The organism is Amycolatopsis sp. NPDC005232 (assembly GCF_040607795.1).
In the GTDB taxonomy this organism is placed as follows: Bacteria; Actinomycetota; Actinomycetes; order Mycobacteriales; family Pseudonocardiaceae; genus Amycolatopsis.
The window spans coordinates 90,477-109,577 of sequence record NZ_JBEXHL010000009.1 but is presented as its reverse complement, the minus strand read 5'-3'; the positions used below and the strand labels follow the sequence as shown (position 1 = coordinate 109,577).

The window sequence follows — 19,101 nt, the reverse complement described above, 5'->3', positions numbered from 1 at the left end:
GCCCGATGGGTCGGGCCGGGGCCGAGCGTCAGCCCCGGGCGAGGTCCGCCAGCAAGTCGCACGCACGGTCGTGCGAAGCAGGCAGGCGGACCGCCGAGACGCGCGGCCGGTTGACCTCCCGAAGCTGCGCGTCGACCGACAGCCGGTCGTTCAGGGCCCGGCGCAAAGCCACCCCCCGCGAAGCCAGCCGGCCGTCCCGGCGGCACAGCACCGCGACCACCGACGGGCCCAGCGTCGCGTGGCTCTCGCCGGTGTCGAAGACCGCGCGCATCGCGTCGGCCACCAAGATCATCCCCGTCAGCCGGGGCCAGCCGGACACCGTGGTCAGGTCCATCGCCACCACCAGCAGCACATGCTCGTCGGCCGCACTCGCCCGGTAGACCTCCGCCAGCCGCGTCCGCAGGTACGCGGCAGAAGGCAACCCGGTCAACGGATCGGTCACCTCGGTGTGCGCGAGCTGATCCGTCGCCACGTCCGCCCACGCCAGCGCGGTCACGCGCAGTAACCGCGCGGGTGTCGCGTCGACGTCCGGTGAGACGAAGCCGTCGACCGCGTCCGGGTCGGCGAGCACCGCGTGCAGCGCGGCCAGGTCGGACAGCGTCTCCGAGAGGTTCGCGCCCGCGGCGGCCCGGGCTCGCCCGAGGCCGGCCAGCGCCGTCTCGGCGCCCGTCGCGCCGTGGCGGACCACGGCGGCGCACACGGCGTCCACTTCGGGCAGTGCCCAGTCGCTCGGGAAGCGCCACCCCGCGGCGAGACTGGCGGTGCGCCATCTGGCCCGCAGCGCGCGCAGGTTCCGATCCCGGTCGAACCGGGTGCGGGACTCCTGCTCGCCGGCGGGACCGGACAGTGCCCCGGTCGCCGGTACATCCACTGGCCACCGCTCCTTCCCGGTCGATGTCGATCTTGTCCTGCTCCACTCAGGGGACGTGACACCGCCGTCCGCGTGACGGCGTTCCGGGGTCTTTTTCGCAGGACGGCCGCAGCGACACACCCCAGACCCGGGTGAACTTGTTGCGCCGACGGAGTCAACACACCGACCACGAGGTGACGCGTATCGCCGCGTCCGTCACACTTGTGCTCGCGTTACAGAGGTAGATCGTGGCTGGCCAGGCCGCGTGCGCCAGATGAAGGAGCCTCGTGTCCACCGTTCCCGCCGATCTGTCCGGTAAGAGCGACACCGAGCTGATCGCCGAGGTCCGCTCGGGGAACATCGCCAGCTACGGGCCCCTTTACGAACGCCACAGCCGCGCCGCCCACAACCTCGCCCGCCAGCTCGCGCGTTCGAGCTCCGAGGCCGACGACCTCGTGTCCGAAGCCTTCTCGAAGGTCCTCGAGACGCTGCGCGGCGGCAAAGGTCCGGACACCGCGTTCCGCGCCTACCTCCTCACCGCCCTGCGCCACACCGCGTACGACAAGACCCGCCGCGACCGCCGCGTCGACCTCAACGAGGACATGAGCGACGTCGGCGGGGCCATCGGCGAGGCGCTCACCGTGCCGTTTTCCGACACCGCCGTGGCCGGGCTCGAGCGCACGCTGGCGGCGAAAGCGTTCGCGCGGCTGCCGGAACGCTGGCAGGCCGTGCTCTGGCACACCGAGATCGAGCAGCAGAGCCCGGCCGAGGTCGCACCACTGCTGGGCTTGACCGCGAACGGCGTGTCCGCGCTCGCCTACCGCGCCCGCGAGGGCCTGCGCCAGGCGTACCTGCAAGTCCACCTGCAGGAAACCGCCGCCGAACGCTGCCACGCCACGGCCGAGCGGCTCGGCGCGTGGACGCGCGACGGGCTGTCCAAACGCGAACGCTCCCAAGTGGAGAACCACCTCGACGAGTGCGAGGACTGCCGCGGACTGGCGGCCGAACTGGCCGATGTGAACGGCGGACTGCGCGCGATCATCGCTCCGATCGTGCTGGGCGGCGCCGCGCTGGGTTACCTCGCGACGATCGGCGCCGCGAAGGCGAGCGCGGCCACGGCCGGTGCCGCCGTGGGTGCCGGCGCCGCCGCGGCGGGTGGTGCCAAGGCCGGTGCCGCAGCCGCCGCTTCCGCGCCCCGCCAGTTCGCGGGCGTCGCGGCTTCGGGCGCCGCCATCGTGGCGACGGTGGCGGTCGCGCTGGCCGCGGCCGGCTCGCCGCAGGAGATCCCCGTGGCCGCGCAGGTCCCGCCGCCGGCCGCCGCGCCCGCGGTGCCGCCGGCCAAGCCCGCGCCTCCCGCGCCCCCGGCCCCGCCCGCACCGCCGCAGGCGCCGCCGCCCGCGGTCCCCGCGCCCCCGCCCGTCCAGCCGCCTGCCGCGCCGCCCGCGGCACCGCCGCCCCCTGCGACACCCGCGGCGGCGAAGATGTCGGCAACCACTCCTTCCGGTGATCTCGAACTCCAGCCCGGCGCCGGACCGGTGAACCTGCCGATCACAGTCCGCAACGACGGTGGCAGCCCGTCCGACCCCGTGCAGGTCGCGTTGAATTTGCCGCCCGGTGTGTCCGCCGTGCCCTCGGGAGGTGGCGGCGGTGCTGTGAGCGGCTTCTCGCGCCAAGCCGATACGCCGGCAACGACCCAGCTCAGCGTCGACTGCCCTGGCGGCACCGGCACCGTGACGTGCAAAACGGGCTCCGGCCTGCAGCCCGGCCAGACGGCCGTGCTCACGTTCCGCCTGCAGGCCGACGACTCCGCGCAGGGCGGCACCGTCACGGGTTCGGTCACGGCGGGCGCGACGATCAAGGTCGCCGTGAGCGTGAAGGTCACCGTGAAGTCCCCGCCCGACCTGCTCGCACTGCAGGCCGACACCGACGGGCTCTCGGCGTTCCCGTGGACGCGCAACCCGCTCGTCTACGTCCGCGTCCGCAACACCGGTGACACCACGAAGCCGGTCACGGTCACCTTCGACCACGCGCTGTACCAGTCGTGGAGCCTCAGCGGCTTCCCGTGCCACTCCACGGACACGGGCGCCACGTGCACCACGCGCGGTGCGCTCGCACCCGGCCAGCACGTGAACCTGTGGGTGCGGCTCAAGGGCCGACCGGCGCACAACGCGGCCGTGACCGTGAACGCGACGCTCGGCAAGGCGGCGCAGCAGGCCAAGGTGTCGTTCGGCTGCTGGCTCGAGATCTGCGACGTGCCGTACCCGACGACCGGAGTCCCGCCGACGCCGTCTACTTCCTCGACGACGACCTCGGAAACCCCCGAATCGTCCAGCTCGTCGAAGAAGCCGCCGCACCGGAAGCCGACGCCGTCGAGCACCCCGCCGGCGAAGCCGACGGACCCGGTCACCACCACCCCGCCGAGCACGTCGTCGACCACCACGAGCGCGCCCCCGACCCCGGGAAGCGGCAACTCCGGCAAACCCGGCGAGACCCCGCCGTCGATCGAGCCCCGCGGCTTTTTCGACTGGCTGAGGGGGTAGCGTCGCCCAGGTGCGAGGGTTCCTGGCGAAGCACCGCGAACTGCTGCGGTTCGCCGTGGTCGGCGGGATCAGCTTCCTGATCACCACGGCGATCACCTACGTCCTGAAGTTCACCGTGCTCCGGCAAAACCCGGTCACGGCGCTCATCATCGGCGTGCTGATCGCCACGATCTTCTCCTACGTCGCCAACCGCGAATGGTCGTTCCGCACGCGCGGCGGCCGCGAGCGCACGCACGAGGCCGCGCTGTTCTTCCTCATCAGCGGCATCGCGCTGGGGCTCAACGCGTTGCCGCAGTGGATCTCGCGCTACGTGCTCGACCTGCAGCAGCCGCACCTCACGCTGCTCGGGCAGGAAGTCGCCGACTTCGTGAGCGGCATGATCATCGGCACGCTGCTGGGCACGCTGTTCCGCTGGTGGGCGTTCAAGAAGTGGGTGTTCCCCACGGAGGGTGCCCGCCTGCGTGCGGTCAGGTCATCGGACGATGCGGACATTCCCGGCAGGAAGGCCGCCTGAGACCCGCGGTGACCTCGGGTTCTCTAAACTGGGCGGCGTGACCGTTGTCGAGACCGTGCTGGCCCGCACGCCGGAGCCACTGCGCTCGGTGCTCATCAAGCACCGGGAGATGCTGAAGTTCGCGATCGTCGGCGGGACGACTTTCGTGGTCGACAACGGCGTCTGGTACCTGCTCAAGCTCAGCGTCCTCGAGTCGAAGCCGACGACCGCGAAGGCCATCGCCATCATCGTGGCCACGATCGTGTCGTACGTGCTCAACCGCGAGTGGTCCTTCCGCACCCGCGGCGGCCGCGAGCGGACCCACGAGGCCGCGTTGTTCTTCGTAATCAGTGGTGTGGCGGTGGTGGTGAACCTGATCCCGCTGTACGTCTCGCGGTACGTGCTGCATCTCGAAGAGCCGTTCGTCTCGAGGTTCATGCAGGAGTTCGCCGACTTCGCGAGCGGCTCGATCATCGGCATGCTGCTGGCGATGGTGTTCCGGTACTGGGGCTTCAAGAAGTGGGTCTTCCCGGCCGAGCTGGGCGAACGCCGGCGCGAGCAGGTCACGCGGCTGCCGCGGTAAATTGGTTGCTCGTCGACATGCACTTGTCTAACGTCATGCTTGTTGTTGTTCCTTCTTGAGACGCCGCCCGGGGTCGACCGGGCCGGTGGGACGAATCCGAGGTGGTCGCCGAGCGCGAAGAGGACCGCACCCGTTCACGGGTGACGGTCGGAACCTTTTCCCGTCTCGTGCCCTCGCACGCCCTCGTGCGGTTTTCGTTCTGTCTCAAGGAGTTCTTTTCGTGATCCTCGTTCTCGGCGCCACCGGCAAGGTCGGCCGCGCCCTCGTTCCCGCTCTGCTGGACGCCGGTGCCTCCGTCCGCGCCCTCACGCGCGCCCCGGGCCGCGCCCACATCGACCCCCGCGCCGAAGTGGTGCGCGGCAACCTCGACGACGTCGGTTCCCTGCCACTGGACGGCGTCTCCCGGGTGTTCGTGCTGACCTCCGGCCACGGTGGCGACTCGGCTGCGCAGGAGACCGCGCTCGCCGGCGCCGCCGCCCGGGCCGGTGTCACCCACCTCGTGAAGCTGTCCACCACCGGCGTCCACTTCGGACAAACGGACCCGATCACCCTCGCCCACGCCCGCGCGGAGCAGGCGATCCGCGAAGCCGGTCCGGCGTGGACGATCCTGCGCCCCGGCGCGTTCATGGACAACCGCCGCTTCTGGCTCCACTCCGCCCGCACGGACGGCGCCGTGTACGTCCCCGAAGGCGACCCCGCGTCGGCCCTGGTGCACGTCCGCGACATCGCCGCCGTTGCCACTTTCGTGCTCACCACCCCCGGCCACGAGGGCGCCACCTACGAGCTCACCGGCGGCGAAGCCCTCACACCCGCCCAGCAGGTCGCCATCCTCGCCGACGTGCTCGGCCGACCGGTGCGCTACGTCGAAGAGCCTGAACCCGCCGCCCGCGCGCGCATGCTCGCCCTGGGCTGGCCGGCCCAGGCGATCGACGGCGCGTTCGAGCTCAAGCGCCAGTCGGCCGGCCGGGAGGACGTCGTGTTCGACACGGTGGAACGGCTACTGGGACGCAAGCCGCTGACATTCGCCGATTGGGCCAGGGAAGTCGCCGGGTGACCAAGGCGGAGACCGGTCCCCGGCCGCAGTTCTAGCCTCGGCCTCCGGAAGGGGGGCGCGAGGTGGACCAGGAACCGGCGGTGCCCGAGGTCGTGGTCGTCATCGGCGCGGTCTGGCTGGTGGGCATGACGTGGTACACCATCGCGAAGATCCGCTCGTCCAGGACGTTTCGGCGCCGGCAGGTGCGGCAGATCGCCCGGGTCAGGGAAACCAAGCCGGGGCCCGACGAGCTGGGGTCGCTGGTGTCGGTGCACCGCAAGGCGGGCCGGCGCCGCCGCGTCGCGTTGTGGGCCACGGTGGTCGGCTTCGCCGGGCTCGCGGCCGTGCTCTGGTTCGCCTTCATCAGCCTTGGCGACGACTCGTACGACCACGTGGTGCCGATCGGGGGCTTCGCGGCGCTGGCCGGGCTCGCGTTTGCCGTGCTGGTGAGCGGCGTGAGCGTCGGCGTGAGCGAGGTGCGGCACGGCGACGAGGAGTTCCGGCTGCACGAAGGCGGTTTCGTCCACACCGACCGCCACGGCACGCGCGCGGTCAAGTGGGCCGACGTCGCCTACGTGCACCAGCGCACGGGCGGCACGCTCTGGACCGCCGTCGGCAAGCTCGAACTCCGCGACGGGTGCGCGGATCGTCGTCGCGGGTCTGGTGGAGAACGGCTTCTCGCTGCTCGAGAAGGCGAAGCTCGCGGTCCACCTCGGCCGGTATCCCCGCCGCTCGGGCTAGCGCGGCACCGGCTCCGCCGGCCAGCGGACCTCGCCGACGTCGTCCGGGCGGGGCACCTTCAGGAACAGGCTGAAGATCGCCGGGCGTTTGTTCGACAGTTCGAGGCGGCCACCGTCGGCTTCGACGAGGGCGCGGGCCAGGGCGAGGCCGACGCCGGTGGAGCCACCGCCGGAAAAGCCGCGTTCGAAGATGTGCGGGGCGAGCTCGTCGGGCACGCCGGAGCCCGTGTCGCCGACCTCGATGACGACGGTGGCGTCGGACTCGCCGCGGCGCGCGGCGAGGGTGACGGTGCCGGCACCATGGCGCAGGGCGTTGTCCAGGAGGACGCCGATGACTTCGCGCAGGCGGCCGGGGGTCGCGCGGGCCATGAGGCCGTCGGCGATCTTCAGGCGCAGGTTGCGGCCCTCGACCCGCAGCAGCTGGCGCCACTCCTCCGCGACTTGCGGCAGCGTTGCGTGCAGGTCGACGGGCTCGGCGTCCACCTCGCGAGCCGCGCGGGCGGCGGCGAGCAGCTCGTCGAGGGCTTCGGCCAGGCGGTCGGCCTGCTCCTGCGCGGCGCGCGACTCCTCGACGACGTCGGGGTCGCCGTGCACCGTCAGCGGTTCCAGCCGCAGCTGCAACGCGGTGAGCCGGCTGCGCAGTTGGTGCGAAACGTCGCCGACGAGCTGCCGCTCCCGCTGCACGAGCTGCGCCAGGGCCGAGGCCGACGTGTCCAGCGCCTCAGCGACCATGTCCAGCTCGGCCACGCGGTAGCGGCCCGGGTCGGGCCGGAAGTCGCCGCCGCCGAGGCGCGACGCGCGGTCCGCGACGTGCCGCAACGGTTTCGCCAGTCGGCGCGCGGTCACCGTCGCCACCACCGCGCCGGTGCCGACGGACAGCACCACCAGCAGCACCACCAGCAGCGTCACCTGCGTCTGCTTCGTGCGCACGGGACCTCTGGGGATCGACAGGACCACCTCACCGTGGCGTGCCGTCGGCACGATCTCCACGACCGGGTCGGGCCCGGGGTTGACGCCGAGGTGCTTCTCGATCAGCCCGTCGCCGCGGACCTCCAGGAACCCGCCGTGCGGCACGCCCACGCGGAACTGCTGGATGTCGATGTCGTCGCCGTTGGCGACCTGCGTGTCGACGGTCGCGGCGATCACCCGCGCGCGTTCGGCCAGGCTCTCGCGATTGAGGTTCTCCACCAGGCGCCAGGCCGTGACGCCGAGCGGGATCCCGAGCACGGCCGCGGTCACGAGCACGGCCAGCAGGATCGCCATCAGGATGCGGCGGCGCATGCTCATCGCGCGACGCTATTCGACGTTGAAGCGGAAGCCGACACCGCGGACGGTCGCGATGCGCCGTTCGCCGTCGGAGTGCGTGGACTTGGCGGGGCGCCCGGCCGCCTCGTCGGCCGCGACGGCGAGCTTGCGCCGCAGCCAGGACATGTGCATGTCGAGCGTTTTCGACGTCTTCGACTCCAGCTCGTTCCACACCTCGGCGAGGATCTCGTCGCGGCTCACGACCTGGCCCGCGCGGGTCATCAGCACGCGCAGGAGCTCGAACTCCTTGTTCGCCAGCTGCACCTCGTGCAGGTCGACGGTGACGAGCCGCGCGCCGAGGTCCATGCGGACGCCCCCGGACTCCAGCACCTCCGGCACCCGGCGGCGCAGCAGCGCGCGGATGCGGGCGAGCAGCTCCGCCAGGCGGAACGGCTTGGCCACGTAGTCGTCGGCCCCCGCGTCGAGCCCGACGACGAAGTCGACCTCGTCGGTGCGGGCGGTGAGCATCAGCACCGGCAGCTCGGTGCCGCCGGCACGCAGTCTGCGGCACACCTCCAGCCCGTCCATGCCCGGCAGGCCCAGATCGAGCACGAGCAGGTCGACGCGGTGGGCGGAGGTGGCGCCGAGCACCGCCGGTCCATCGGTGACGACCTCGACCTCGTACCCCTCTCGCTGCAGCGCCCGGGACAGCGGCTCGGCGATGGTGGGATCGTCTTCGGCAAGTAGGACCATGCTCACCTCGCCAACCTTACGGCGAACACCCGTGAAACCATCGTGACCGTGCCTGGCTACGAGGATGATCTGACCCTTGCCACCCGGCTGGCTGACGCCGCCGACGCGATCACCACAGCGCGTTTCCGCGCGCTCGACCTCTCGGTGTCCCGCAAACCCGACCGCACTCCGGTGACCGACGCGGACACCGCCGTCGAGGACGCCATCCGTGCGATCCTCGCCACAGAGCGCCCCGGCGACGCGGTCGCGGGCGAAGAACGCGGTGGTACGGCCGGCGCGACCGGCCGCGCGTGGGTGCTCGACCCGATCGACGGAACCAAGAACTTCCTGCGCGGCGTGCCCGTCTGGGCCACGCTGATCGCGCTGGTCGAGGACGGTTCGCCCGTCGTCGGCATGATCACCGCGCCGCTGCTGGGCCGCCGCTGGTGGGCTTCGCACGGCGACGGCGCGTACAGCAGCGACACGGCCGGGGTGCGGCGGCTCGCGGTGTCGGCCGTGGCTTCGCTGGAAGACGCGTACCTCTCCACGACGGACCTCAACACGTGGACCGAGTACCACTCCCGCGAGAAGTACCTCGCTCTGACGGAGGCCTGCTGGGAGAGCCGCGCGTTCGGCGACTTCTGGCAGCACTGCCTGGTGGCGGAGGGTGCGCTGGACCTCGCGGCGGAGTGCATCGTGAACCCGTGGGACGTCGCGGCCGCGCAGGTCCTCGTGACGGAGGCCGGCGGGCGGTTCAGCGACCTCACGGGCGCGGCGACCTACGAAGGCGGCTCGGCGTTGTCGAGCAACGGCGCGCTGCACGACGCCGCGCTGGCCGTGCTCAAGCGCTGAGCCGGCCTGCTCCTGGACCTGCTCCGACGGGCTCGTGAGTAGCGGTTCGCCCCGCCGCTCACGAGCGGTTCAGTGGCCGGGCAGCACGCCGACAGCGCCGCGCGCGACCTGCGACCACGCGAGGCGGCCGAAGAGGTAGTGGCAGGCGACCTGCTCCGATGTGAAGCGCGCCCAGTCGTAACGGTTGCCCTGCTCGCGCCAGAAGACTTCCCAGCCCTCGTCGTCGGCGGGCATGAGGCACCACGCGTTGTCGGCCTCGGTGCCGACGGAGACGACCTCCGCGGGCACGCCCAGCCGGTCGAGCCAGCGCCGGATCGACTGCGTGTTCATCGCGCCTCCCGCGTGACGTCGGCCAGGAATCCCAGGGTGACCAGCTCGTCGGCGGCCAGCACGGCACGGTAGCGGATCCCGCCGCCCGGCTGTCCGAACCACTCCGGCGCGGTCGAGCTCCACATGGGCACGGGCTTCACCACGCGGTAGCGCCGGTAGCCGGCGTGGCGCGTGGACTCCGGCAGCGAACGCTGCGCGAACGGTGTGCCGTCGACGGTGAAGAGGCGGCCGTGCTCGTCGCCGAAGCGGTCGAGCCACGTGTTTTCCGGGAGTACCACGGCTTTTTCTTCCTGAACCGGTGGCCACGCGGTGTCCTCGGCGCCCGGCTCGTAGCCCGCGAAAAGCGCGGCGGGCGGCCGCGGGTCGGCGGGCGGCGCGGGCGTGCGACGGAGGCCCCGCGAGACGTATTCGAGCGTCGCGGTGTCGTCGAGCAGCGCCGAGTCCGGGTGGTCGAACGGGCCGGAACCGTTGTCCGGCAACGGCAATTGCAGCGCGGGCCGGTCCGCGGCCACGGGCAGGTGCCCGATCGGGAACATGTGGACCAGGAACAACGCCAGCACGCTCTCGCGCTCGGTGCGCAGCGCCCCCATCGGCGGAGGCGGAGGCGGGGGCGGGGGCGGGGGCGGGGGCGGGGGCGCCGGGTACGGCACGGGCCCGCGGAAGACCTGGTTGTGCGGCCGGCCCGCGAACGGCAGGCGCGGGGCCGGCCGCGCGGGCGGGAGGCGGGTGCCGGTCGGGGGTGTCGGGACGTCGTCGAACCCGCCGTCGAGCAAGCCGCCGTACTGCGCGGGCAGCCGGATGGGCCCGGTGGCCAAGTCGGTGTCGACCGGTTCGGCGTGTTCGGACACGGACACCCTCTTCTCGGTTGCTCCGGCTTCAGGAAAGACGTCCGCCGCGCCAGCCGGTTCCACACAATTCCCCGATAGGGGGAACTTCCGCGCGGCACCGGACAAGGTGGTGATTCCACCTTATCCGGCAGAGGCGATCTTCCGCCTCACCAAGGCCCGCGCCACTCCGCGTCGTTCGACGACCTCGAAATCCGCGCGCGTGAACAGGCCGAGGGTCCCGTGGTAAAGATCCGCGGGCGGGCGGTCGCCGGCGGCCACGGCGTAGCCCTCGACGACGTCGGCGCCGCGCTCCGCCGCGTACTCGACGGCCGCGTGCAGAAGTTCGGCCGCCAGTCCTCGCCGACGGCCGCGACGGTCGACGTAGAAGCACGTCACCGCCCAGACATTCCCGGGTTCGGCCGAAGCCGCCACCGGCGAGCGCGCCAGCCGCGGGTTGTCCGGCTTCGGCGACACGGCGACCCAGCCGAGCGGCTCACCGTCGACCACAGCCAGCAGACCCAGCGGCACGCCGGATTCGGCCTCACCGCGCACGTGCGCCTTGCGGCCGTCGCGCCCCGCGGCCTTGAAGTCCGGCCCGGTCAGGCGGAAGAACGCGCACCAGCAGCCGCCCTGCACGCCGCCCGGCCCGAAGAGCTGCTCGAACAGCGGCCACGAAGCTGCGTCAAGCGGAACGAACTCGCGCACGTCAGCCGGCGAGGGCGTTCACGACCCGCGACGGGGACGGCCGGCCGAGCTGCCCGGCCATCCACACGCTCGTCTCCACGAGCTTGCCGAGGTCCACGCCGTGCTCCACGCCGAGGCCCTCCAGCAGCCACACGAGGTCCTCGGTGGCGAGGTTGCCCGTGGCCGACTCCGCGTACGGGCAGCCGCCGAGGCCGCCGGCCGATGAGTCCACAGTGGATACTCCGGCGCGCAGCGCGGCCTCGGTGTTGGCCAGGGCCTGGCCGTAGGTGTCGTGGAAGTGCACGGCCAGCGCGGAAACGGCCACTCCGGACTTCTCGAACTCCTGGACCAGCCGCGTGACCTGACCGGTGGTCGCGACGCCGATGGTGTCGCCCAGCGACAGCTGCGAGCAGCCGAAGTCGAGCAGCCGCTTGCCAGCGCGCACGACCTGCTCGGCCGGCACCACGCCTTCCCACGGGTCGCCGAAGCACATCGACAGGTAGCCGCGCACGTCCAGGCCCTCGGCGCGCGCCCGCGTGACGACCGGCTCGAACATGGCGAACTGCTCGTCGAGCGTGGAGTTCAGGTTCTTCTGCGCGAAGGTCTCGGTGGCGCTGGCGAAGATCGCTATGTCGGAGACGCCGGCGTCGAGCGCGCGGTTGAGGCCGCGCTCGTTGGGCACGAGCACGGGATAGCGCACGCCCTCGCGGCGGTCGAGGCCGGCGAGCAGCTGTTCGGCGTCGGCGAGCTGCGGCACCCACTTCGGGTGCACGAAGCTGGTCGCCTCGAGCGTGGTGAGACCGGCGCCGGCGAGGCGGTCGAGGAACTCCAGCTTCACCTCGACCGGCACGACGGCGGACTCGTTCTGCAGGCCGTCGCGCGGACCGACCTCCCAGATCGTCACGCGCCGGGGCAGGCCCTCGGCGGGGACCCGTTCGGGCAGGCCGACTTCGCGGGCGCCCACGTCAGCGCCGCCGTCCGCGCGGCGGGTGGTTCGTCGGCGGCAGCGGTTCGGTGTCCTGGGCGCCGCCTTGTCCGCCCTGCCCCGGTGCGCCGCGGTAGTCGTCGTACGGGTTGTCGTTGACCTCGCGGTAGATCACCGTGTGCACGCGCTCGACGTGAGGGATGTCGTCGAACTTCAGCGGCTCGTCGGAGGCCGACTCGATGATCAGCGTGCCGCAGCCGAACACCCGGTCCAGCAGGCCGTGCTCGAACTGGACGCTGTTGATGCGTGACATCGGGATGTCGATGCCGGTGCGCTTCACCACGCCTTCGCGCGCGATCAACCGGTCGGTGGTCACGATGAAGTGCGTGGTCCGCCAGCGCACCAGCGGCGCGAGGAACAGCCACACCACGAGTACGAGTGCCACCACGCCGATGGCGATCATCGCGACGTTGTTCCACGGCGCCGTCGCGTCCTGCGCCAGCAGGATGAGCCACACGGCGGCCGCGATCGTGATCACGAAGGCCACGAACGGGAAGATCAGCATCTTGAAATGCGGGTGGCTGTGCACCACCACTTCCTCGTTCTGGCTGAGCAAATCGTCCGGATAGGCCACGGCGGACGCTCCCCTGGTTCATGTCTTCGCTGGTCGACTCACCGTACCGGCGCGAGGGCGCTCGCGGCGCCCGGACACCGCGGTTTACCAATCCGACCAAAAGTAGGCCGACCCCCGCGCGGCACGTAACCGTTGCCGCGAAGCCATTCGGCCGTGACTGTGGTCGGATTGGTAACGATCGGCACAGTAGGTCACGCCGGGCGAACGTGCACCACGTCGCCGGCGGACACGGTCACGCGGCGGCCGTCGGTGGCGTCGACCAGCAGCTGCCCGGTCGCGTCGAGGTCGGCGGCGCGGCCGGTGAGGGCGCGGTCGCCGGGCAGCTCGACGCGCACCTCCTGACCGAGGGTCGCGCAGTGGGCGCGGTAGTCGTCGAGCAGGCCGGCGGCGGTGAGGTCGCCGGACGCGCCGCGCCACCGGCGTTCGAGGTCGTCGAGGCGGGTGAGCAGAGCCAGCGCGACCTCGGTGCGGTCCGGGTCTGCGGCGCCCTGCTCGGCGAGCGACGTCGCGGGCAGGCCGCCGGGGCCGGCCGGCACGTCTTCGCCGAGCGGCAGCACGTTGAGGCCGATGCCGAGCACGACAGCCGGCTCGCCGCCCGCGACGGCCTCGGCCAGGATCCCCGCGCACTTGGCGCGGTCGGGTCCGGCCAGCACGTCGTTAGGCCATTTGAGAACGGCGTCGACCCCCAACTGGGCGGCGACCCCGCGCACGGCGAGGCCGGCCACCACGGACAGTGAGCCGAGCGCCGCGAAGGGGACGCCCGCGGGCCGCAGCGCCACGCTCAAGTACAGCCCGGCACCCTTCGGCGAGCTCCACGAACGCGCCCGCCGGCCGACGCCCGCCGTCTGCTGCTCGGCGAGCAGCACCGTGCGGTCCGCACCCCCGTTTTCCAGGGCTTCCCGCAGGTCGACGTTGGTGGAGCCGGTGGACTCCACCACGTCCACCCGGGTGTACCGATCGCCGAGTCCCTCGCGCAGTCGCGCTGCGTCCATGCCAGACATGTGCCCAGAATATGAGAGTCCCCCTAACGTGCAAGCGACTCGCTCGTTACGTAAAGGTGCGCTCTCCTAGATTGGACGCTGTGACGCCGCCTGACCCCGAGCACAGCGCTGTGCTCGATTCAAAAGACGTGCCGGATTCAAAAACCGTGCCGGAAGAAACTGCCGTGCCCTCGTCTGCCGCTGCCGGCAAGGGGACAGGCAAGTCCTGGGCGCGCGGTGCGTTCCACCGTGGACTCGTCGCGCTGCCGCTCGTGGCCGGCCTCGTCACCGCGGGCTGGATCGTGGCCGACCGTGACCAACCCGCGCCGCAGACTCCCGTCGCGACCGCCGCCACGGCTCAGGCCGGACCGTCGGTGCTCGAGGTGAGCGCGCCCGTCGCGGCGCAGGAACCCGGGCAGGGCGCCTCCGGCGGTGGCGGCAAGACGCCGTTGCAGCAGTGGGCCGAGTCGCTCGCCGGCCCCCTGGACATCCCCGCCGACGCGCTGATCGGCTACGCCGACGGCGAGCTCGCGCTGCGCTCCGAAGACCCCGGCTGCCACCTTTCGTGGGTGACGCTCGCGGGCGTCGGCGAGGCCGGCTCGGACCACGGCCGCCACGGCGACAACCCGATGGGCCTGTCGCCGGCAGCGTGGAAGAAGTACGGCGCGAAGATCCCCGGCATCGACAAGCCTGCTCTGACCGACCCCAGCTCGGCGTCGGTCGCCGCGGGCCGCGCCCTTTGCGCCGGCGGCGCCGACCTGTCCGCGGGCACGGGCTGGTGGAAGTCGATCGCCGCGTACGCGAGCAAGGACACCGAGCTGTTCCGCCAGCGCGTGCTCGGCAACGCGCAGCTCTACGCCACGCTCTCCCTCGACCCCGCGAAGGCGAACAGCCCGGCCGTGCGCGCCACCCGCTTCGCCCTCGGCCAGCTCGGCCTCCCCTACGTCTGGGGCGGCAACGGCCCCGACGCCGGCGCCGCGGGCTTCGACTGCTCCGGCCTGACGAAGGCGTCGTACGACAGCGCCGGCGTCGCGCTGCCCCGCACGGCCGACAGCCAGTTCCGCTCGCTGCCCCCGGTCACCGGCGAACCGCAGCTGGGCGACCTCGTCTTCTACGGCTCCCCCGCCACGCGCATCCATCACGTCGGCCTGTACCTGGGCAACGGCCTGATGATCAACGCGCCGACCGAGGGCCAGGCCATCCAGATCCACACCTACCACTCCCGCGGCGACGACTACGCGGGCGCGGGCCGCCCGGCCTGATCACCGTTACTTCAGCCGTCTTGGCGACGGGCGGGCTCGGTCAGCCTTTCGCCGTGCACAGCCAGGAATCCGGTGAGCCGCTGGTCGATCTGCTCGCGCACTACGCACGGGTGAACGCGGACAGGACGCTCCTGAAGGACGCGGGTGTCTCCCTGCCGAGGGTGACGGATGCGACGAAGCGCGACGCGGACGTGTTGGCTGCCTCCGGTCGGCCCCACGACGTACTGCGGCGGACCACCCACGACGAGGGCAGGGGCTACGGGGCTGCTCGCACGGAACTCAAGCGCCACCGGCTGCTGGACACAACCTCGGTCCGCGCGTACGGCAGCGTGCTCGAGGAGCTCGCGCTCGTCGGCGTGGTGGCCACGGCGGGCCACCCCGGACTGATGCGGCGCTGGTCGGACTACGTCGAGCGGGACCAGCGCCCGAACGACCGGGTCGGGGTCCAGGGACCGCTGGCGTGGTGGCGATCGTCGGACGGGCTGCGCGAGGACGTCGTGCGCGAGGTGTTCACCGACTTCGAGGTCGAGCCCGTGGACCTCGACGCGCCGCGGCCGGCGCCGGACCCGTTGGCCGGCGCGACGATCGTGGCCGGCGTCGGAGGCGCGTCGCCCAAGGAGTGCCCGGCCCGGCGACCGAGGGGCCGCGTCCCGAGTTCGGGGCCACTCAGCCGAAGACGAGCCGCTTTCCCGCCTTGCCGGGCTCGATCAGCTCGAACTTCAGGCTCAGATCGGTCCGCTCCAGGAGCTCCACTTGCTGGGTGAACGGCTCGCTCGTGGCGTACACGGTTTTCTCGAACTTCCACTCGTCCTTGAACCACGTGCGGAGCGCGGCGAGAAGACGTTCGTCCATTCCCTTCTCCATTTCGGGCTGGCGAGCCCAGAAGAAGACGACCGCGTCGACGTCCGCCCACTCGTCGGCACCGACGGGAATCACCGTGGACTTCGCGAGGAACGTGGCGCTCGGGGGGAAGACGTAGACGCAGCCCACGCACCTGGTGCCGGCCGGGTCGAGCACGGTGTAATTGAACGCGCGGTGCGCGGCATGGCGTTCTTCCATGTCCACGACGTCCTTCCGGTTCTCCTCCACCGTGAATTCGTCCTCGGGCCACGTCGACTGCCGCCACAACCGCAGGGGCTCCCGCGTTTCCATCACGGCGGCGTAGTCCTTCTCCGTGTCGCCGACCACGATCGGACGCAGGGCGAACTCGTCCGTCTTCAGCTCCGGGGGAAAAGGTTCGGTCGCATCGGTGAATGGCACGTCCGGCTCCTTCGAGGAGTTCCCCTGGGTACTGATCACCGTACGACGGCGCTCAACCGAGTTACGGCGGCCGGAAACGCGTCACCAGTCCGAAGGGACCAGCAGCTCCTGCGGTTTGCGGTCGGCGTGCATGGTCCACAACAGCTCCGCCAGGTCGGCCGGATCGGCGGCCGGGAACGCGGCCTCGGGTTGGCCCGACGCGCGGTAGTGGTCGTCGAAGGGCGTGCCGGTGATGCGGGCGCCGATGTGGAGCTGGCCGACGAACACACCCTGGTCGGCGACCTCCGCGGCCAGCGCCTGGAGGTAGTTGCGTTGCGCGGCAAGGAGCGTGGCCCAGCCGGTCATGTGGGCCCGGCCGGAGACGGCGGCCGCGCCCTGGGCGGTGAGGATCGCGCCCTCGCCGCGAGTGAGCATGGCGGGAAGGAACTCCTGGACCACGGCGAGGATGGCGTCGAGCGTGAGCGGCATCAGTTCGTGCAGCCGGGCGGCGGTGAGGGAGACGGCGGCGGTGAAGCCCGGGTCGGCGGGCGAAGGGGCGTAGTAAACGACGCCGGGGTCGCCGACAAGAGCGCGGATCCCCGTGGCAAGAGCGGGAATCGAAGTGGTTTCGGACAGGTCGGCGGGGAGGACGTGGGCGGTGCTGCCGTCGGCCGCCAGCACTGCCGCGAATTCCTCCAGCGGAGCCCGGCGGCGGGCGACGAGGACGACGTCGTAACCCGCCTTTCCATAGCGGCGGGCGATGGCGCGGCCGACACCCGGGCCGGCTCCGAACACGACTAGCGACTTGGTCATGGTGACAAGCCAACTCCGCCGAAGCCGGACTATCCATGGTCGACGGTCCAGGATTCCTTTGCGATCGTCTACCGTCGGAGTCATGGACGTGCTCACCGACCTTCTGCACCGCGCCCGCGCGAGGACCGCGCTCGTGCGCCAGCTGATCCAGCGCCCGCCTTGGTCGGTCGCGTACGCGGACGCTCCCGCGCTCACCGTGATGGCCACGCTCGGCGGCCACGCGTCGATCCGGGTCGGCGGCGAGCCGGTGCGCCTCGAAGCCGGGGACATCGCGCTGGTCACCAGCCGCGACTACACGATCGCCGACGACCCGGGCACGGCCGAGCAGGTCACGATCCGCGGAAACCGCAAGTACCTGCCCAGCGGTGAACCCACGACGGAGCACTGGTTTCTCGCCCCGCGCACGTACGGCGACGGGCTGCCCGGCGCGACCGTGATGCTCCGGGCCGCGTACGAACTCCACGGCGAGGTCAGCGATCGACTCCTCGCCCTCCTGCCGGAGCTGGCCGTGGTGCCGGCGGGACCACGCACGGGCGCGACGCTCGACCTGCTCGCCGCCGAGGTCTCCCGCGACGAACCGGGCCAGGGCGCCGTGCTCAACCGGCTGCTGGATCTGGTGCTGGTGCAGGCTTTGCGGGCCTGGTGCGCCGAGTCGCCGACCCCGCCGTCGTGGTACCGCGCGCTGGCCGACCCGGGCGTCGGCGAGGCGCTGCGGCTGCTGCACGGCGATCCCGCGCACCGGTGGACGGTCGGCGAGCTGGCCGCCGAAGTCGGCCTGTCCCGAGCCGCGTTCGCCGCCCGGTTCGCGACGCTCGTCGGCGAACCGCCGCTCACCTACCTCACCGGCTGGCGCATGACGCTGGCGGCAGATCTGTTGCGGGACACGGAAAACCCCATCGCCCAAGTCGCCCGCGAGACCGGTTACACCGACGCGTTCGCGTTCAGCGTGGCGTTCAAGCGCGCCCGGGGCGTCAGCCCTTCGGACTGGCGCCGGACCGTTGCGGGCTAGCTTGCTAGCATGCTAGCTTCGAGAGCGTGGGCGACGAGGACGTGAAGCAGTTCAACGTGTACCTGCCGGTCAGCCTGATCAAGCAGGTGAAGATCCGCGCGATCGAGACGGGCTCGTCGCTGTCCGCGCTGGTCGCAGAGGCGCTGCGCGAGTACCTCGGGGAGGAGAGCGAATGACCACCGAAGGCATCGAGGCCGTATTCCTCGAAACGCACAACTGGGGCAAAGCCGCGAAGTTCTTCCAGTCGCTGGGGTTTGAGCTGGAGTTCGAGACCGACCACCACTCCGGGCAGTTCCGCGGCAAGCAGGGGCCGTCCGTGTTCATCGCCGAGGTGCCGGACACGCAGGAGACGCATACACGGCTCGTGCTGAGGGCGCCCGGCGCGGCCGAACCGGGCCCGGACGTCGACGTCGTGACCCCGTACGAACCCACGCACTACGGCACGGAAGAGATGACCGTGCGCGATCCCGACGGTCGCTTGTGGACGCTGCAGGCATGAGCGTCGACAACACCGCGCTGCGCACCGCGTTGTGGCGCGCCTTGCACCTCGAAGTGGACGCTGCGCCGCACGTGTTCGAGGACCGCGTCGGCCTGGAGCTGGCGGCGCCCGACGAGGGCTGGCGGCAGCAGCCGGACATGGATCCCGTTGCGACGCAAGGGTTTCGGGCGAGCATGGTCGCGCGGGCGCGGTTCGTCGAGGAGCTGGTGCTCGAACGAGGAGCCACCCAGTACGTGATCCTCGGTGCCGGCCTCGATTCCTTCGCCCAGCGTTGCCCCGGAAAGACCACTGTCTTCGAGATCGACCAACCCGGCACCCAGGCCTGGAAACGCGAGCGCCTGTCAGCCCTCGGCTACCCGCTGCCGACGCTGGTGCCCGTCGACTTCGAATCCGGCCAGTCGTGGGCCACCGAGCTGAAGGCCGCCGGCTTCGACCCGACGCGACCCGCGGTTTTCGCGTCCACGGGCGTGAGCATGTACCTGTCGAAGGCCACCACGGCGGAAACCCTGCGCGCCATCGCCGACCTGGCGAAGGGCACAACGCTGGCCATGACCTTCCTCCTGCCCCAGGACCTGCTCGACACCACGGACCGCCCGGGCCTGCGCGCGAGCCAGGACGGCGCCAAAGCCGCGGGCACCCCGTTCGTCAGCTTCTACAGGCCGGAGGAAATGTTGACGATGGCCCGCGACGCCGGGTTCACCGACGTCCGCCACGTCTCCGGAACCGCCCTGGCCGAGCAGTACTTCGCCGGCCGCGCGGACGGCTTGCGACCGTCCACCGGAGAGGACTTCCTGGTCGCCACCGTCTGAACGCGTAACCACCCGCGGGATC

The 19,101-nt window shown here is 71.6% G+C and carries 23 protein-coding genes; 11 read left to right on the top strand and 12 right to left on the bottom strand.

Translation table 11 applies throughout. The annotated features are described in order from the left end of the window. Positions 1 to 28: 28 nt before the first annotated feature. Entirely contained in the window at positions 29 to 871 is an 843-nt protein-coding gene (locus ABZU76_RS19160) for a GGDEF domain-containing protein (RefSeq protein WP_354871119.1), read from the bottom strand. Between the two features lie 266 nt (positions 872 to 1,137). Between ABZU76_RS19160 and ABZU76_RS19155 the strand changes: the two genes are divergently transcribed. The 4 genes from ABZU76_RS19155 (at position 1,138) to ABZU76_RS19140 (ending at position 5,520) form a co-directional block, all read left to right on the top strand. Further along, positions 1,138 to 3,390, top strand: coding sequence for a sigma-70 family RNA polymerase sigma factor (locus ABZU76_RS19155; RefSeq protein WP_354871117.1), 2,253 nt, complete (start codon positions 1,138 to 1,140; stop codon positions 3,388 to 3,390). A 10-nt stretch (positions 3,391 to 3,400) separates the two neighbouring features. Continuing rightward, complete coding sequence (locus ABZU76_RS19150; protein WP_354871115.1) at positions 3,401 to 3,904, top strand: GtrA family protein; 504 nt, start codon at positions 3,401 to 3,403, stop codon at positions 3,902 to 3,904. Positions 3,905 to 3,941: 37 nt separating this feature from the next. Next, positions 3,942 to 4,466 (top strand): GtrA family protein, encoded by a 525-nt coding sequence (locus ABZU76_RS19145; RefSeq protein WP_354871113.1) that lies wholly within the window; start codon positions 3,942 to 3,944, stop codon positions 4,464 to 4,466. Positions 4,467 to 4,686: 220 nt separating this feature from the next. Then, a complete protein-coding gene (locus ABZU76_RS19140) occupies positions 4,687 to 5,520 on the top strand; it encodes an NAD(P)H-binding protein (protein ID WP_354871111.1) in 834 nt (277 codons plus the stop codon). A 31-nt stretch (positions 5,521 to 5,551) separates the two neighbouring features. Here the strand turns inward: ABZU76_RS19140 and ABZU76_RS19135 are convergent, their stop codons facing one another. The 3 genes from ABZU76_RS19135 to ABZU76_RS19125 form a co-directional block, all read right to left on the bottom strand. Beyond that, complete coding sequence (locus ABZU76_RS19135; RefSeq protein WP_354871108.1) at positions 5,552 to 6,055, bottom strand: hypothetical protein; 504 nt, start codon at positions 6,053 to 6,055, stop codon at positions 5,552 to 5,554. A 181-nt stretch (positions 6,056 to 6,236) separates the two neighbouring features. Then, a complete protein-coding gene (locus tag ABZU76_RS19130; protein ID WP_220247367.1) occupies positions 6,237 to 7,520 on the bottom strand; it encodes an ATP-binding protein in 1,284 nt (427 codons plus the stop codon). A 15-nt stretch (positions 7,521 to 7,535) separates the two neighbouring features. Continuing rightward, positions 7,536 to 8,237, bottom strand: a complete 702-nt coding sequence (locus ABZU76_RS19125; protein ID WP_220247366.1) for a response regulator transcription factor — start codon at positions 8,235 to 8,237, stop codon at positions 7,536 to 7,538. Between the two features lie 42 nt (positions 8,238 to 8,279). Here ABZU76_RS19125 and hisN point away from each other — a divergent pair, with 42 nt between their 5' ends. Then, the gene (gene hisN / locus ABZU76_RS19120) at positions 8,280 to 9,068 is read left to right on the top strand and encodes a histidinol-phosphatase (RefSeq protein WP_354871105.1); all 789 of its coding nucleotides are present in this window, start codon (positions 8,280 to 8,282) and stop codon (positions 9,066 to 9,068) included. A 69-nt stretch (positions 9,069 to 9,137) separates the two neighbouring features. On the opposite strand, the gene ABZU76_RS19115 is transcribed toward hisN, so the two are convergent. The 6 genes from ABZU76_RS19115 to ABZU76_RS19090 all read right to left on the bottom strand — a co-directional run bounded on the left by ABZU76_RS19115 (position 9,138) and on the right by ABZU76_RS19090 (position 13,469). Continuing rightward, positions 9,138 to 9,398 carry a hypothetical protein gene (locus ABZU76_RS19115; protein WP_220246333.1) on the bottom strand — a complete coding sequence of 87 codons (261 nt, stop codon included), beginning with the start codon at positions 9,396 to 9,398 and terminating at the stop codon, positions 9,138 to 9,140. Then, positions 9,395 to 10,246 carry a TNT domain-containing protein gene (locus ABZU76_RS19110; RefSeq protein ID WP_354871102.1) on the bottom strand — a complete coding sequence of 284 codons (852 nt, stop codon included), beginning with the start codon at positions 10,244 to 10,246 and terminating at the stop codon, positions 9,395 to 9,397. The genes ABZU76_RS19115 and ABZU76_RS19110 overlap by 4 nt, the downstream gene beginning before the upstream one ends. A gap of 120 nt (positions 10,247 to 10,366) precedes the next feature. Further along, positions 10,367 to 10,930 carry a GNAT family N-acetyltransferase gene (locus ABZU76_RS19105; protein WP_354871099.1) on the bottom strand — a complete coding sequence of 188 codons (564 nt, stop codon included), beginning with the start codon at positions 10,928 to 10,930 and terminating at the stop codon, positions 10,367 to 10,369. Between the two features lies 1 nt (position 10,931). Next, positions 10,932 to 11,873 carry a hydroxymethylglutaryl-CoA lyase gene (locus ABZU76_RS19100; RefSeq protein WP_354871097.1) on the bottom strand — a complete coding sequence of 314 codons (942 nt, stop codon included), beginning with the start codon at positions 11,871 to 11,873 and terminating at the stop codon, positions 10,932 to 10,934. A 1-nt stretch (position 11,874) separates the two neighbouring features. Next, positions 11,875 to 12,468 carry a PH domain-containing protein gene (locus tag ABZU76_RS19095; protein ID WP_354871094.1) on the bottom strand — a complete coding sequence of 198 codons (594 nt, stop codon included), beginning with the start codon at positions 12,466 to 12,468 and terminating at the stop codon, positions 11,875 to 11,877. Positions 12,469 to 12,659: 191 nt separating this feature from the next. Beyond that, positions 12,660 to 13,469 carry a biotin--[acetyl-CoA-carboxylase] ligase gene (locus ABZU76_RS19090; RefSeq protein WP_354871092.1) on the bottom strand — a complete coding sequence of 270 codons (810 nt, stop codon included), beginning with the start codon at positions 13,467 to 13,469 and terminating at the stop codon, positions 12,660 to 12,662. Between the two features lie 164 nt (positions 13,470 to 13,633). Between ABZU76_RS19090 and ABZU76_RS19085 the strand changes: the two genes are divergently transcribed. Next, entirely contained in the window at positions 13,634 to 14,710 is a 1,077-nt protein-coding gene (locus tag ABZU76_RS19085) for a C40 family peptidase (RefSeq protein WP_354871090.1), read from the top strand. 53 nt (positions 14,711 to 14,763) lie between these two features. Next, positions 14,764 to 15,474: a hypothetical protein gene (locus ABZU76_RS19080; protein ID WP_354871087.1), complete on the top strand. Its 711-nt coding sequence runs from the start codon at positions 14,764 to 14,766 to the stop codon at positions 15,472 to 15,474. On the opposite strand, the gene ABZU76_RS19075 is transcribed toward ABZU76_RS19080, so the two are convergent. Both ABZU76_RS19075 and ABZU76_RS19070 read right to left on the bottom strand, forming a co-directional pair. Further along, the gene (locus ABZU76_RS19075) at positions 15,377 to 15,970 is read right to left on the bottom strand and encodes a hypothetical protein (RefSeq protein ID WP_354871085.1); all 594 of its coding nucleotides are present in this window, start codon (positions 15,968 to 15,970) and stop codon (positions 15,377 to 15,379) included. The two genes, ABZU76_RS19080 and ABZU76_RS19075, sit on opposite strands and share 98 nt — an antisense overlap. Positions 15,971 to 16,051: 81 nt before the next feature. After that, the gene (locus tag ABZU76_RS19070; RefSeq protein ID WP_354871082.1) at positions 16,052 to 16,762 is read right to left on the bottom strand and encodes an SDR family NAD(P)-dependent oxidoreductase; all 711 of its coding nucleotides are present in this window, start codon (positions 16,760 to 16,762) and stop codon (positions 16,052 to 16,054) included. Between the two features lie 82 nt (positions 16,763 to 16,844). Here ABZU76_RS19070 and ABZU76_RS19065 point away from each other — a divergent pair, with 82 nt between their 5' ends. From ABZU76_RS19065 to ABZU76_RS19050, 4 genes are read left to right on the top strand one after another with little or no spacing between them, the layout of a single operon-like run. After that, positions 16,845 to 17,771 (top strand): AraC family transcriptional regulator, encoded by a 927-nt coding sequence (locus ABZU76_RS19065; RefSeq protein ID WP_354871080.1) that lies wholly within the window; start codon positions 16,845 to 16,847, stop codon positions 17,769 to 17,771. A 26-nt stretch (positions 17,772 to 17,797) separates the two neighbouring features. Further along, complete coding sequence (locus tag ABZU76_RS19060) at positions 17,798 to 17,947, top strand: CopG family transcriptional regulator (protein ID WP_354871078.1); 150 nt, start codon at positions 17,798 to 17,800, stop codon at positions 17,945 to 17,947. Further along, complete coding sequence (locus ABZU76_RS19055; RefSeq protein ID WP_354871076.1) at positions 17,944 to 18,270, top strand: VOC family protein; 327 nt, start codon at positions 17,944 to 17,946, stop codon at positions 18,268 to 18,270. Before ABZU76_RS19060 ends, ABZU76_RS19055 begins: the two co-directional genes overlap by 4 nt. Next, on the top strand, positions 18,267 to 19,079 hold the full coding sequence (locus ABZU76_RS19050) for a class I SAM-dependent methyltransferase (RefSeq protein ID WP_354871074.1): 813 nt from the start codon (positions 18,267 to 18,269) through the stop codon (positions 19,077 to 19,079). The genes ABZU76_RS19055 and ABZU76_RS19050 overlap by 4 nt, the downstream gene beginning before the upstream one ends. Positions 19,080 to 19,101: the final 22 nt, after the last annotated feature.